We start from the raw sequence: 13,853 nt of genomic DNA on the forward strand, positions 1-13,853 counted from the left end.
ATTTATATCCGCTTTAGTCGAAGTCCTTCACATTGATGACGGCGAGCAGTTCGCCACTGTGCACCTGCCATTCATCGAACGGCTTATCCGAGCCCATAATCACGATGGAGGCCGGCGAAAGACCCAGATTCAGCAGATCAAGACGTTCCGAATCGGAGTCGGCGGAGGCGAGCCATTGCGCGCTGATGGACACGGTAGGCTCATGGCCGACGATCATGAACACATGGGTCTTGTCCTTGACGTGGGCGAGTTCGTCGAACACGGCCTGCACTCCCCCGTCATACAGGCTGATGCGATAATCGACGATCGGCTTGTCACCGAACGTCTTGAGCATGCGATCCAGCGTCTGCCGGGTGCGGGTGGCGGACGAGCAGGAAATCCGGTCGGGCACCAATCCCAGCGCTTCGACACCCTTGCCCACGGCTTTGGCCTGTTTGAGGCCTTTCTCGGTGAGCTCACGCTCGACATCGCCCTTGTCTCCGAACGGCTCAGCCTTGGCATGCCTCATGATGATGAGGACATGGTCATATTTCTTGGCTGCCTTGGCGACCTTGTTCAGCTTGATGCCCATCCGTGGCTCCCTTCACGAACCGCTGCTCGGCCCTGTATTGCTTCCAGTATAGGGCCGCCGAAACAGCCGGCGACCCATCATTCGGCGCTTATTCGCCGGTGTCGGCCGAGCTGGCCGACCTGACGGTCGAGATCGCGCAGCACCTTACGTAGTTTGTGATCGGAGATATCACGCAGTTCCAGCTCTTCGATCTGGGCTTCGCGCTGCTCTTCGGTGAGGGAGTCGATGTCGGTGGACGTGTCCTTGGTCACGCGGTCGCGTTTGCGCAGCGCCTCGAAGCCGGGGGCCATGGCGCGCGAAATGACAAGGAAACCGGTGTGTCCGATCATCTGATGGTCGGGGCGTACGGCGAGGCCTTGGGCCTTCCATGTGCGTTCGAGGGTTTCCTGGATCTGCGGTTCGGTCCAGCAGCCGGCCGCGCGCAGGGCTTCGGCCAGTCGGCTCATCTGCGTGGTGGTGGTTACGTAGCTGACCAACACGCCGCCGGGAGCGATCACGCGATAGGCCTGTTCGAGCCTGTTCCACGGATCGAGCATGTCGAGCATGATACGGTCGAACCAATGTTCGGGCAGTTCGGCGGCCACGGAATCGAAGTCGCCGGTTTTGAGGTCCCACCATTGCGGCTGCTCGCCGTAGTACAGCGTGGCGTTGGCCTGGGCCACCTTGGCGAATTCGGGACGCAGCTCGATGGTGGTCAGGTGGCCATCCTGTCCTACGGCGTCCAACAGGTTGACGCTCATCGCCCCCGAGCCGGCGCCGGATTCCAGCACGCGCATGCCGGAGCGAATGTCGCCGAGCTGGATGACCTGGGCGATGTCTTTCGGATACATGATCTGCGCGCCGCGCGGCATGGAGAGCACGTAGTCGGCCAGACGTGGGCGCATCACCGCATACTCCCAGCCGCCGATGGCGCGCGAGGACTTCCACGGCTTGTTCCTGTCCTTTTCGGGGTAGACCTGATTGACCTGCGCCTCTCGTTTGGCGTGTACGGTGAGGATGACCGCGCCTTCGATCCTGCCGATCACATCATCGTGCAGAATCAAGCCATGCTCGGTTTGTGTGGAGCCGCCGGCAACCAGCTGATCGGTGATCTTCTTGCCCTTGCGGTCGGTGAACTGCACCTTCTCGCCTGCGGTCAGCGCCCCGCGCCTCGGCTCCATAACTTGCTCCTTGCGTGCTCGGTGGGTCAATCGCTACAAGTCTAATGCATGTAAGCTCGTTGGTGAGGTGATGACGATGCGAATGCAGATGACAAGCCAGATCGATGCCGGCGGCAATGACCCCATTTTCCTGATGTTCCACGGTTACGGCAACGACGAAAGCGAGATGGTGCGGATTCTCGACGCCGTATATGCGCCGACGCGAGCCGATGCGGCCCCGGCCGCAATTGCCGCCGCACCCAGCTATATCTCGTTCCGTGCCACCTACGCGCGGCCCTATATGGGCGGCAATTACTGGTATCCCGACGGCTGCGGCGTGGACGAGCGCCAACGCGAATGCGCGGCGGTCGGGGATGCGGTGACTTCACTGCTGGACGCCTCGGCACTCGCCCATCGCAGGAAGATATTGATCGGTTTCTCCCAAGGCGGTTATCTGTCGTATCGTCTGGTCAAGGCGCATCCGACGTTGTTCGATGCCGCGATCCTGCTCAGTCCTTCGTTCATGGGCGAGGAACAGGCGGCGCTTGACTCCCTTACCCGATTCTTCCTGGCGTACGGCGCGCAGGACCGCACGATTCCGCTGCCCGACCAGCAAACGGCCCATCAGGTCCTTGAACGGGCCGGGCATCTGACCTATCGCGAGTATTCCGGCATGGCCCATGCCATCTGTGATGAGGAAATCGCCGATATCCGGGATTTCCTACGTGCCATATGATGCCGGAATAGCTCCAATATGGAATATCTCCGTTCAAAGAGGTACCGGTCCAAGTAGAAGCGGCTCAACAATGGGGAATGGCGTTGGCCACGCCCATTCATCGCGCGATGGTTCTGCGATCAGCTCAATTCCCCTGCCGGCTGATGCCGCCCTTATGACCGGTGGCCTTGAATGGCGTGGCGTGTGCCGTCACCTTCAGTCCCGGCAGATTCGTACTGGTATTGGATCGACCGCAGTGCCCGGCAGCCGGCTGGGACTCGGAGCGTCGACCAGTACCCGTGATGTTGGTATGCCGTTTGCCGTCGTGTGCCCGTTTCCCACCAGCACCGTCAGCCCCGTCAATATCAATGCCCTTGGCGCGCAAAGCACGCGCCCACCGCTCATCCATCGTGCGCCTCACACGTCCCATTCGGGTTTCCACGTGTACTGCATGTCGTAGGCACTCGACCAGAACATGTATTCGTTCTGCACGCCGGTCACGAAGATGTCCACGAGTTCGTCCTTGCGTTCTGCGCTCAGGTGTTCGGTCAGCTGCTCGATATGTTCGATCAGCCATGCGGAGCTGCTCCAGAACTCCTCGGTTTTGTACATGTCCACCCAGCTCTTGTACGGGTTGGAATCAAGCGTGTCCGTGAATTCGGCGGCGAGACGCTGCCCATAGTCGGCGTACACCCATGCGCAGGGCAGCACGGCCACGAGAACATCGACTAAAGGATTGCCATATGCGATCGAAAGGATGTTCGACGTGTAGGCGCGGGCGAACGCGGACTGACGAACCGAGTTCATTTCCTGCTCGCTGATGCCGTAGCTTGCCATGTATTTGCGGTGCATCGCGGACTCCACATTGAAGATACCGTTCTGCACGTCGGCCATGAACCGCATGACTTCGGGATCCTGGGTTTTGGTGAGGGCCAGAGCGTGAACCTTGGCGTAGTCGTTTAGGTAACGGTAGTCCTGCAGCAGATAGAATGCGAAGCGCTCGCGATCGAGCGTCCCGTTGCCCAGCTCGCGCAGGAACGGCTGCCGGTATCCCTCCTCCCAGACCAAGTTGGCGGCCTCGCGCAGTCGTTGCGCGAACGGCGGCAGATGGTCCAAGGTAATCGGGCCGAATGCAGCGGCGTCAAAAGTCATCATTTGCTCCCTCCGATGGTGTTGACCAACAGGTTCCAAGGGTCAGGCCTTATGCCTTTCTCAACCCGCATGCCGGCGATTGATTCGGTCTCGGCGCGAATGGCACCGTACCGGCTCGGTTGGTATCGGCTTGGTTCATGGGTTCCCCTGCAATGCGCCTTATTATGGCAACACGAACAGACACGGGCTGATGGCCATCCTTGCGACTCCTCACATGGCGCTTATGGACTTAGGATGGAGTCATTCGTAATGTCCTTGCACCGGTTGCGGCAAGGACAGCACCGCAGGAGGACCGTCAATGAAGTATTTCACCACCGATACGCATTTCGGGCATCCGCTGGTCACCGTGTTACGAGGTTTTACGACATTCGACCCAACGCGCTCAAGCTATGAGGAAATACTGCGCGCGCATGGGCGCAAAGCCGCTGAGGATTGGGCCAAGGAGACGACGCTGGACTCGGGGCCGACGTTCCGTACGGCAGCCGATACGGATGCTCACGACAAAGCGATCGTGGACAATATCAATGCGATGGTCGGGCCGGACGATGAGTTGTGGATTCTGGGCGACATCGGTTTTCGCACGTCACTGACGCATTTGAAGAACTGTCTACGCGCGCTCAATTGCAAGCATTTGCATGGTGTGATCGGCAATCACGATGGTTGGTGGCTTGAAGATCGGCCCACACTCAACCTGTTCGAGAGCCTTGAGCCGAACGATACGGTCGAAATCGAAGGACTTGGCATAGTGAATCTGTCCCACTTCCCATATCGGGAGGATTTGTCGTACAGCTGGCCCGACGATGTGGCAAAGTTCAGCGGTAAGGCCCTGCCGTTTGACGGTCGCAAGCTGCTGTATGGTCACACGCATCAGCTTTCGCCCGATGGGGCCCGTCCGGAGGCTCTGAACGTCGGATTGGATGCATGGGGCTTGATGCCGGTGAGCGAGGCGCAGGTTATCGATTGGTTCCGTGAACATGACGATGGCAGCGCATCGGCTAGCCCGACAGGTCACAAGCACCGTCGCTTGATATGCCGTCGTTCTAAAGAATAAAGGGATAGCAGTCATGCCACTGCGAATTGTGCATCAGGACATCACCACCATGCAGGTGGATGCGATTGTTAACGCGGCGAACACGCGGTTGTTGATGGGCGGCGGCGTGTGCGGCGCGATTTTCCGTGCGGCGGGAGCTCGGGATATGCAGGAGGCCTGTGACCGACTTTCCCCTATTCTCACCGGTTGCGCCGTAGCGACACCAGGCTTCGCATTGTCCGCCCGATACGTGATTCACACCGCCGGCCCGATTTGGCAGGGCGGTGATGCCGGTGAGGAACAACTGCTGCGCGCCTGTTATCGCAATTCGATGGAGCTTGCTGTGTCGCTCGGCTGCGGAAGCATCGCATTCCCGCTGATTTCCGCCGGGATTTACGGCTATCCGCGGGATGCAGCGCTCGCGGTAGCTAGGGATGAGATACACGCGTTTCTCGCCACCAGCAATCGCAATCATTCAGGCGGACAGTCCGAGCAGGGCGTAGGAGACTCCGATTGTTCCGTGTTTCTGGCGTTGTATCGGTAGTCGCGCGATCATCAGCGATCGGCCTCGTATCATCTGTATGATGTCCTGTATTGCAACAGAACCAGGGGGATTCCATGCAAACCATCGACTCATCCAAAGCCGCCGAAAACGTCACTGGTTCGGACGGCGCCATCCATATTCCATCTAATCCCACGCTTGCCGGGCTGGCCTCGCTGACCCGCAACGTGGCGTACAAGACCGGGGCCGATGATCTGGTAATGGATATCATCGCCCCGCAATCCACCGGCGATGACGATGACCGCCGCTACCCCACCGTGGTATTCGTGCAAGGCAGCGCCTGGACCACGCCGCATCGCGACTACGAGATCCCGCAGCTCTCGGCTTTGGCCCGCGAAGGCTTTGTGGTGGCTACGGTGAATCATCGCGATGCCTCGAGCGATCCCCACGACATGTTCCCCGCATATCTCGAGGACGTCAAAGCAGCCATCCGCTATCTCAGGGCAAACGCACGTCAATGGCACGCGGACCCCGACCGTCTCGGCATCTGGGGCACGTCGTCCGGCGGCAACACGTCGCTGCTGGTGGGGTTGACCGCCGACGATCCGCGGTATGAGGACGGCACCAATGCCGATGAAAGCGATGCGGTGAAGTACGTGGTCAGCTGCTTCCCGCCCACCGACATGCTTGAAGCTGTCGACGCATTCGACGATGAGACCAATCCATTCCGGCTGTATTATTTCGGCCCGTTCGCGGCCGTGGTGGGCGCGACCCATGAGACCGGCATCAATGCCGAGGTCCGTCAGCGCGCGGCTGACATGAGCCCCTACCTGCAGGTGCGGGATGACCAACAGTATCCGCCGATGCTCCTGTTGCACGGTACCGCCGACACCGTGGTCCCCTACCATCAATCCGTCAAGATGCGCGACCGGCTGGTCAAGCACGGCGTGGACGCGCAGCTGGTGCTAGTCGACGGCGCCGAACATGAGTACGATTTCTGGAGCCAGCAGGTCTTCGACGTGATTTTCGATTTCATTCGTGAGCGGAGCTGAACGGTAAGGGCACACGGGCGAGTCCTTGATAAGTCGCCGAGTTCTCTTTTAGCCAATTTTGTTGGAGCCCCTATCTGCGCGAACATGCCATGACAGTTCTAGACTGTGTTCTAGGACTGTCAATCGGCAATGTGTATGAAAGCGTGATGTGATGGGTCAGACGGTGATTGATGGAGTTGAGGGACTTAATAGGGCCGGTGAACTCGGCGGATTCAGCGGTTCGCGGTCGGTGGCGTTGCCGCCTATACCATTCTGGCCGTGCTTACTTCGCGACTGTTGCAACGGCCGATTACCACGGAACTGTTGCTCATCGTCATGTGGATCACGCTGGAACTATGTGCGCTGACTATGTTGCACAGTTCCGGAGCTCTCGGGGCAACCGCCGCCATCGTTTTGGCCATCATCCTGCTGATTTTGCTTATCGCCGACATGGCCTGCTACCTCGACTACTACCATCTGCCACCCATGCCCGCCTTCATCGACGGCACCGCACCACTGATTGCCGTAACGGTGTTTTCTGAGATTGTCGTGGCGATGATTGTGTAGGTCCGGGGATTTTGTTTGCTATTTCGTGTTATTCAATTGTGTCCCGAATATATATGGGCACTGCCAAATTTATGATTCCAATCTTTTCCTGCGGATCGGCTTAAGATAATTGACTCTGAAGGATTTCCAATCACCAAAAAACTTGTTGTCCGTTTCAGTTTGTTCCCCATTCCGGAATTTCTCACAGGTCAATTCAAGGGTGCATAGAAAATCCGCAACTTGTTCAAGCCGGTAGTCGCGTGGAGAAGCGTCACGATAGACAATGGCATCTTTTGAGAGTGCATACTCAATCCCGCCTCGCAGGGCATCAGTAACTATCTGTTGGCCACCGTCGTAATACACCTTGACAGTGCCATAAGAATGGAAATCCGAAAGATGCGCCAAAAGTAGATTAACAATATCGCGTTTGAGTTGCGCTTCAAAACGTTGGCGGTTATCGTCAAAATCACTTTTACGATGCACAAACGTCCGATATGTAATCGGCAGCCGCCGAGTCATGATAACGAATAAACCCAGAAGCCTCTTACGCTCCGATAGGCTCATCCCTTCGTAAGCATCATGCCCGGTAAGCAGCGGTCCAGCATGGAAAGGGACATCAGGAAGTCCATAGTCAGCCAACGACTGGCGGTACTGCTCTAAGGCAAGACTAATGTCCTTAGACTGGTCATGAAAGACAAGAGTAATTAAATAATATTCTGATCGTTTACCCCACTCACCGCTCTCATCAGCGAAGATGCTCAATACAGACGGCATCGCACCCCCGTCCCCGTTGACAAAAATGCCGGGGGAGCCCCCCGGCGACTTGGAGCCTTTCTCGTTTCCGAGCAAAGCAATATATTTATAGCATTTTCAGCCCCTAGCCCGCAAGCCACAAACGGCTATTCCGCTGACAGCTGCTCATATTGTAGCCACGCCATCTACTGCAACATCATGTCACGTGCTTGTGCCAACGGAACAGACGCTCACGATGGTGGTTCAGCGTGAAACGATCCCACATCTGGTCCTCGGCCCACTCAACCATGCCATCATGTTCTTCATCTTCGGGATTGCCCAAGGTATCAAGGAACCGCTCGAACTCATACGCCCCGCCGACATCCTCCGGAGGCGCATCCCCCGCCCCATCCCAAAGCTGAGGATCCGCAACGTGCACGCTGCGGTAGGTACGCAGCAGCTTAATATCATGGATCCAATCGTCACCATAATCGTAGTAATAGCGAGCGGTACGCGCCTTGGGAAACACGTCGCCCAGCTCGGTTTCCGAAGCAATGCGAACTTCCGGCAACGGCTCCACCGGCATATATTGTTCATATTTCGCCTCATGGTATGAGGGCTCTTCTCCCCACAATTCTTCCACCTGCACCTGCTTCCCATCCGGGAATGTGGCGCAGAAGCAGAACAGATGCTCGCCGTACCACATAAAGCATTCCTGCAATACCGCATGCAAATCGAAGAACGTCAATGATGCCGGCACCAGAATCTCCCGCCAGCATTCGCGCCCGTCAAGGCGCAAAGTGACTCGGAAACGAAATGCCGTGTTGCCATTGCCTGCCATGAAGACTCCCTTATCAACGATGAAGTTATTATCACCGTAACAGAGTCCAGGGCAAACCACTGCATTACGAATCTGATTCGCGCCCTCAGAAAAGGCCGAATCATCTGTTCAATCTCCGTGTCCTGTGGAAAAGACTCGAACAATAACCGGTACTGTTCGTCATCAGCAAGTCCAATATGCCATGTGACTAGGTGCGGGACACTCATGTGATCAGTCGCTATGGTGGGGAGACGTGACTTCGGTTCGTACTGTCGAGCAGACGCGAATGGGGATAGCCGTGCTGCTCGTGTCCGATATCGGCTGGGGCGTGCTGCCGCTGTACTGGCGCGCGCTGTCCAGTATGAATGCCATCAGCGTGCTCGCGTATCGTTTGGTCGCCACGTTGGCGGCCATGGTCGCGCTGTTGGTGGCGTTCTCCGGCCTGGCCACCGCGATTCCGCTGGCCACGTTCTCCTCCGGCGTGCAGCACAGCCATTACCTGACCGTGAGTTTCATCCAATATCTCAACCCGCTGATCCAGTTCTGTGTGGCTGTGCTCCTGCTGCACGAACCGATGCGCGCGCAGGGCTATGCGGCGTCCATGGTGATTTGGGTCGCGATCGCGGTGTATTCGTTCGACGCGATTCGGGCGTATTGGGAGCGGCTGAAGCCCTACGCTCGTTAAGCGCTTCCTTAACTCCCCTCCCCGAGGGGAGCTGTCGCCGTAGGCGACTGAGGGGAGGTCGACACGGCAAACAGCAGAAACCTCGCTCCCGACCAAAGCCACAAACACCACTCACGAAGCAAGCTTGTACAAGTTCTCCTTAAATTCCCGCTCACTCCACTTAATGGGATACGCATTGTACTTTTCCAAAGCGGTTATTAGCTGATTGTCAATGCGCCGATCCGAATCATTGAGGAAAACAACCAGTTCACTTGGTGTCTTTCGTGCCGCCTGCGTATCCTCCCATGAAAATAAGGTACTGGAAATGAGTCGCTGGGAAGGCCGCGTAATAGATGTGCAGAATCGTTCCGGCTGTTTACTCGTGAACGGCAACACAAAGTCATACGGGCACAGCAAACCAGACTTGCCACGGAATTGAACGCCTTCCACATACCGTATGTTGTTCGCATTAAAGAACATACGAATGTCATCTGCAAAATACGTCTGCACATGGGATTGGCCAGCATAGACATATCACCAACTTTGATGATAGCTTGCAGGAACCGATTCTTGGCATCAGCAAAATCAGCAGTATCGCTCGTCAGAGTAAGCTCGTCGCCGTTACGTTCAATACCAAACTGATTCAGAATATCTTTGAGCACTGCCAAACGCGATTCCGTCACAGTCATCTCATGCGACTCCAAACGGCGTAATGTGGCACAGTCATCAGAGAACGTTACGCTGTTCCTCCCGGGCTTCACATAGAACTGCGTATAGTCGTTGTCTTCATCCAGAAGCGGAACATTAACTTCATACCACTCATCCAGTTGCGTATAAGTCGTGTTATCAGACAGCCGTTTTCCGTAGCTTCGAATTAATGAGTCAAAATCAGAACTCGTCATACTTTCTTCTCGTCGTAAACACCACGATTCATTTGACTACAAACTTATCTGATGCAATTGGAATTGCTTCTCGCCTTTATTCAGGGTGATGGACTTCGGAGACAAAGCTTCCTTCAGCAGTTCCAGCATACGACGAGCTTCAGCATCTGTCAGTACAGCCATTGACGCCTCTTCCCCGAATGCGATTACCCAGTGGAAACAAGACTACATCAGACCAGTATGCACCGCCAAGCGGCGAGTAACACTCCACCCGCTACAATCAGCAGTATGGTTGTTCCGCAAAAGCCAGCGTTGGCTCAATTCGAAGTCATGTTCGAAGGCACGCCGCTGATTCTCGAACGCGCCACCGATTACTGGGAATCAGGCCGAGTGAGTTCGGTGCAGGAGATTGCGCCGCAGCTGTATCACGCGCGGGTGGCCGGCAGCGACGATGACTATTACGACGTTGACATCCGCCTCGGCAAAGGCGCTCACGGCGAGAACACCAATGAAGCAAGCACTGATGACCAAGCCACTACCAGCAGTAACACCGACCACGAATCCACAACCGACGACAATTCGATTCGCATACAATCCGCCGCGTGCACCTGCCCGTATCAGAGAACACCATATTGCAAGCATATAGGTGCCGTGCTTTACGAACTGCGCAAACAGCTCATTGGCGCGCACGGCAATCACCACAATGATGACACCGCCAACGCTCACGATGGCGTCATCGCACTCCCCCGCACCGTGCTGGATCCCATCCAGCAACACCTCGACGCGCGCGCAGAGCAAGGCAAAGGCCATCTGCTGTTCCTGTGGTCCACCCAACTGCGCGAAGCCGCAAAGACTTTCTGCGCCCAGCCAGACGAAGAACGACCGCTAATCCCGCTGATCGACGCACAAACCATGCTCTCCGACACAATCCGCCGATGCCATGAACGTTTCATTATTCATATCAGTAAGCACAGCGATGCGTACAGCAAATCCTGTGACTACACAGAATTCATCAAAACCGTGCAGGCTATCGCGGGCAATGCCCTGCAATCCAGTGATTACGCGAGCGCATGCGGCAACCTGCGACTGTGCATACACGAAGTCCACGCGCTTCTGCTCTCGTCCGAGAACGATGATGGCTCCGAACCTTTGCTCACGCTTATGGATGATCTGGCGATGCGCGTGCGATGCTATATGGAGAATGTGGCGGAATTCGCCGACTCCTCTACCGCCGGCAAGGCATTGAACACCATTGCGCAGGCCGCGAACGACAAGGATATGCGGCAATGCGAACCATTGAACAGTATGTTGCTGATTTCCAGCGCGCTCGCTTTCGCCCAATATGACGACAAACGCATGTGGGCCTATGACGTGATCGAGAACGCGATAACGCGTAATCTGGAATACTCGTTCAACGAAGAGAGCGAAGAAAGCGACGAGGACGACGAGGATGAGGATAACGAGGATACGAGCGAAGTAGACGACGAAACCGACTTCATTTCGGATGAATCGTTACACGTATTGCAGTTGTTCACACTCATGAGCGCCTACGACCTATACGCTCTATCCAACGATGACGCTGGACGCGAGCAGCTTCTGAGCGAATACTCGGAGTCAATGGCCCTCACACTGATGAACGCTGCGAACATGATTCATGAAGGGCACTTGCGTTCCACATACATGCTCGCACAAGGTTTCCTTCTGTCGAGCCGGGATATGGAAGATGTCGATATCGATGCCCGACATAACGGTCTGCTGCCGGACCTGCTGCCCCATGGATGGCATACCATCATGGAATGCTGCGCCGAGGGACTCAATGACGTTGGACTGCTCGCCAACGTGTATCGGTACTACATTCTTTCCTGCAACGACAGATCCGATACCCATTACGTGAGTAAACTACGCAATCTGTTACGCATCTACGGCGGTCTTAGCGCAGAAGAATGGCATGACGTGGCTGATGGGCTGGCCAGAGATTGCGCCCGGAACATCATCGACCGCATCAAGTACCAGCCGGAAATAACCACCAAAGGCGGCATACAGCGCCACAGCAGTTGGCGCAATCCCGCTTACGAGAAGCTCATCGTGGACGAGCGGCTTTCAGACGCGGCCCTGACTTATTGCGCCATCGTCGATTACCCGCCGCTGCCATTGCTGCGCACCATCGCCATCGAACACCCCGAATCGGCAAAATCGATAATCCTCGACGCGATGCCATACGGCACCATGGGCACGCCCGTGTTCCGGTTTACGGTGGAACGTGGCGTCGACAATACATTGACGGCGCGCCGCAGCACATACCAGCAAATCGCCAAACAGCTGCGCCGTTTCGCCGCAGTGTTCGGCGATGAGGAGACCCGTGTGCTGGCACACGAGATTGTCGGGCGTTATCCGAATCGTAATGCGCTACGCGAGGAGTTGGCGTTTGCGTTGTAATGGTATGTGGATATGACATTCGGTTTTATTCGGCTGTCATACGGTACTGTTTTGGCATGATGGCACACGGTGCTCGCGAATCACCCGCGCGGCGCGCGACACATCGCGTTTGCTGCACCACGCGACGGATGCAATCCGATTCTGAATTACCCCCTGAACAGCATAATCATGATCTGTTTCCAATTCGCGGTCATCATCAGCTTCCCTTCACAGAGGCGGCCCGTCATCGGACCACTTCAATGAAAGACGCTACGGAAAACAGCACACCGATACCAACAAAAGGTAGTGCCCGAACTCTTGCGCACTTTGGTCTTCGCCCGTCCCTGTGGCGGTGATCAGTTCGCTGCTGGTACGGTCTCACCGAGCCTTGACATGTCGAGGTAGCGGCGCGTCGACCACTCGTCGGATGTCACGTAGCGGACCCTCGCGCAGACGAGCATCAACGCGCTGCGTCCGTCGGGGAACGAGCCGACCACGCGGGTCCTGCGCCTGATCTCGCGGTTGAGCCGTTCGATCATGTTGTTGGTGCGGATCCGACGCCTATGCTCGCGCGGGTAGTCGTCGAGCAGGTAGGTCGTGGTCTCGCCGATGCCCTCGCGCAGGCATTTGGCGGCCTCCTTGAGTTTCCTGGATTCCATGTCCCGGGCGACGGATTCGGCCTTCTCCAACGCCTTGTCGCGTGATTCCATGGAGAACACGGCCTTCAGTGCGTCGGCCGCCCAGTCGCGGTTCCCGGGGTTGACCCTGGCGAGTATGTTGCGCTCGAAATGCACCATGCACCGCTGGTAGCGGGCATCGGGCAGCAGCTCGCCCGCGGCGGCGACCAGCCCCGCGCACCGATCTCCCGTCACCAGTCTCACGCCCTTGAGGCCTCGTGCGAGCATGCCTTTGATGAATTCGCGCCAGCTTTCCGCGTCCTCCTTCATGCCCTCGGCCACCGAAAGCACCTCGCGCCGCCCGTCCATGCCGACGCCGATGGCCACCAGGATGCTCACGTTCTCCACGGACCCGCCCCAGCACCTTTTGTGCCACACGCCGTCCATGAACAGGTACGGGTAATCCTGTTCGAGGGGCCTGCCCCGCCATGCGTCGATATCCGCATAGACGCGCTTGAGCTTGTCGCTCAGGGTCTGCGAGGGCATGCGGTCGCCCCACAGGAGCCGGCTGACATCATCGACCTGGCGGGTGGAGACGCCGGCCAGGTACATGTCGATCAAGGCCTCCTCGACGCTCTCCTCACGCCGACGGTATCGTTCGATCACGGCCGACTCGAACACCGCGCCCTTGAGTTTCGGCACTTTCAGGCTCATTTTGCCGGCCTTGACGGTCAGGTCGCGCTCGTAGTGGCCGGCCCGGTACGCCTTGCGGTCCCCGCTGCGCTCGTAGCGCGCGGCGCCGGTGATCTCGTCGGCCTCGGCGTCGAGCATCGCGTTCAGGGTCTCCTCGACGCTTTTGCGGACCATCCGGTCCAGGGTGGTTTCCAACATGGCCTGGTCGACCTGTAGAATCTGCTGTGACATGGCTTCGTGCCCTCGTTTCCAATCGCGGTTTTCTAATGTCTGGCGACTGAAAATCGTACACAGGACACGGGCCATGCCCCTATCTCAAGCCCAAACCAAAGTGCGCAAAATCTC

At 57.1% G+C, this 13,853-nt stretch carries 15 protein-coding genes, 2 pseudogenes and 1 riboswitch; of the genes and pseudogenes, 7 read left to right on the forward strand and 10 right to left on the reverse strand.

The features are described 5' to 3' along the window. Positions 1-13 precede the first annotated feature (13 nt). Both ACEUKI_RS05195 and ACEUKI_RS05200 read right to left on the reverse strand, forming a co-directional pair. A complete protein-coding gene (locus tag ACEUKI_RS05195) occupies positions 14-571 on the reverse strand; it encodes a histidine phosphatase family protein (RefSeq protein ID WP_080784846.1) in 558 nt (185 codons plus the stop codon). Between the two features lie 77 nt (positions 572-648). Continuing rightward, a complete protein-coding gene (locus ACEUKI_RS05200) occupies positions 649-1,731 on the reverse strand; it encodes a tRNA (adenine-N1)-methyltransferase (protein ID WP_144169408.1) in 1,083 nt (360 codons plus the stop codon). A gap of 82 nt (positions 1,732-1,813) precedes the next feature. Here ACEUKI_RS05200 and ACEUKI_RS05205 point away from each other — a divergent pair, with 82 nt between their 5' ends. Beyond that, positions 1,814-2,446: an alpha/beta hydrolase gene (locus ACEUKI_RS05205; RefSeq protein WP_143247998.1), complete on the forward strand. Its 633-nt coding sequence runs from the start codon at positions 1,814-1,816 to the stop codon at positions 2,444-2,446. Positions 2,447-2,570: 124 nt separating this feature from the next. Here ACEUKI_RS05205 and ACEUKI_RS05210 read toward each other — a convergent pair whose 3' ends face one another. Both ACEUKI_RS05210 and tenA read right to left on the reverse strand, forming a co-directional pair. Next, positions 2,571-2,855, reverse strand: coding sequence for a hypothetical protein (locus ACEUKI_RS05210; RefSeq protein ID WP_236838437.1), 285 nt, complete (start codon positions 2,853-2,855; stop codon positions 2,571-2,573). After that, positions 2,843-3,577 (reverse strand): thiaminase II, encoded by a 735-nt coding sequence (gene tenA / locus ACEUKI_RS05215; RefSeq protein WP_171842511.1) that lies wholly within the window; start codon positions 3,575-3,577, stop codon positions 2,843-2,845. Before tenA ends, ACEUKI_RS05210 begins: the two co-directional genes overlap by 13 nt. Further along, positions 3,568-3,736, reverse strand: a riboswitch (TPP riboswitch). It overlaps the preceding gene by 10 nt. A gap of 139 nt (positions 3,737-3,875) precedes the next feature. On the opposite strand from tenA, the pseudogene ACEUKI_RS05220 reads away from it, so the two are divergent. From ACEUKI_RS05220 to ACEUKI_RS05235, 4 genes and pseudogenes are all read left to right on the forward strand, one after another. Then, positions 3,876-4,621 (forward strand): annotated as a pseudogene (locus ACEUKI_RS05220) (phosphoesterase). Positions 4,622-4,641: 20 nt separating this feature from the next. Then, positions 4,642-5,151: a macro domain-containing protein gene (locus ACEUKI_RS05225; protein ID WP_050824900.1), complete on the forward strand. Its 510-nt coding sequence runs from the start codon at positions 4,642-4,644 to the stop codon at positions 5,149-5,151. Positions 5,152-5,225: 74 nt separating this feature from the next. Beyond that, positions 5,226-6,161, forward strand: a complete 936-nt coding sequence (locus ACEUKI_RS05230; RefSeq protein WP_144169410.1) for an alpha/beta hydrolase — start codon at positions 5,226-5,228, stop codon at positions 6,159-6,161. 258 nt (positions 6,162-6,419) lie between these two features. Beyond that, positions 6,420-6,707, forward strand: coding sequence for a hypothetical protein (locus tag ACEUKI_RS05235; protein ID WP_236838436.1), 288 nt, complete (start codon positions 6,420-6,422; stop codon positions 6,705-6,707). Positions 6,708-6,776: 69 nt separating this feature from the next. Here ACEUKI_RS05235 and ACEUKI_RS05240 read toward each other — a convergent pair whose 3' ends face one another. Both ACEUKI_RS05240 and ACEUKI_RS05245 read right to left on the reverse strand, forming a co-directional pair. Next, positions 6,777-7,460, reverse strand: coding sequence for a DUF3800 domain-containing protein (locus tag ACEUKI_RS05240; protein WP_080785033.1), 684 nt, complete (start codon positions 7,458-7,460; stop codon positions 6,777-6,779). Between the two features lie 175 nt (positions 7,461-7,635). After that, on the reverse strand, positions 7,636-8,259 hold the full coding sequence (locus ACEUKI_RS05245; RefSeq protein ID WP_374156586.1) for a plasmid pRiA4b ORF-3 family protein: 624 nt from the start codon (positions 8,257-8,259) through the stop codon (positions 7,636-7,638). 232 nt (positions 8,260-8,491) lie between these two features. Between ACEUKI_RS05245 and ACEUKI_RS05250 the strand changes: the two genes are divergently transcribed. Then, the gene (locus ACEUKI_RS05250) at positions 8,492-8,923 is read left to right on the forward strand and encodes a transporter (RefSeq protein WP_374156587.1); all 432 of its coding nucleotides are present in this window, start codon (positions 8,492-8,494) and stop codon (positions 8,921-8,923) included. A gap of 111 nt (positions 8,924-9,034) precedes the next feature. On the opposite strand, the gene ACEUKI_RS05255 is transcribed toward ACEUKI_RS05250, so the two are convergent. The 3 genes and pseudogenes from ACEUKI_RS05255 to ACEUKI_RS05265 all read right to left on the reverse strand — a co-directional run bounded on the left by ACEUKI_RS05255 (position 9,035) and on the right by ACEUKI_RS05265 (position 9,966). Continuing rightward, complete coding sequence (locus ACEUKI_RS05255) at positions 9,035-9,382, reverse strand: DUF1829 domain-containing protein (RefSeq protein ID WP_374156590.1); 348 nt, start codon at positions 9,380-9,382, stop codon at positions 9,035-9,037. A 71-nt stretch (positions 9,383-9,453) separates the two neighbouring features. After that, positions 9,454-9,804 (reverse strand): annotated as a pseudogene (locus tag ACEUKI_RS05260) (DUF1828 domain-containing protein); the annotation flags it as partial. 36 nt (positions 9,805-9,840) lie between these two features. Next, positions 9,841-9,966 (reverse strand): hypothetical protein, encoded by a 126-nt coding sequence (locus ACEUKI_RS05265; protein ID WP_012471885.1) that lies wholly within the window; start codon positions 9,964-9,966, stop codon positions 9,841-9,843. Positions 9,967-10,071: 105 nt separating this feature from the next. Between ACEUKI_RS05265 and ACEUKI_RS05270 the strand changes: the two genes are divergently transcribed. After that, on the forward strand, positions 10,072-12,219 hold the full coding sequence (locus ACEUKI_RS05270) for an SWIM zinc finger domain-containing protein (RefSeq protein WP_374156588.1): 2,148 nt from the start codon (positions 10,072-10,074) through the stop codon (positions 12,217-12,219). Between the two features lie 335 nt (positions 12,220-12,554). Here ACEUKI_RS05270 and ACEUKI_RS05275 read toward each other — a convergent pair whose 3' ends face one another. Next, positions 12,555-13,739 carry an IS256 family transposase gene (locus ACEUKI_RS05275; protein ID WP_131218582.1) on the reverse strand — a complete coding sequence of 395 codons (1,185 nt, stop codon included), beginning with the start codon at positions 13,737-13,739 and terminating at the stop codon, positions 12,555-12,557. Between the last annotated feature and the right edge of the window lie 114 nt (positions 13,740-13,853).

The organism is Bifidobacterium sp. 2450, assembly GCF_041900695.1.
Lineage (GTDB): Bacteria > Actinomycetota > Actinomycetes > Actinomycetales > Bifidobacteriaceae > Bifidobacterium > Bifidobacterium longum.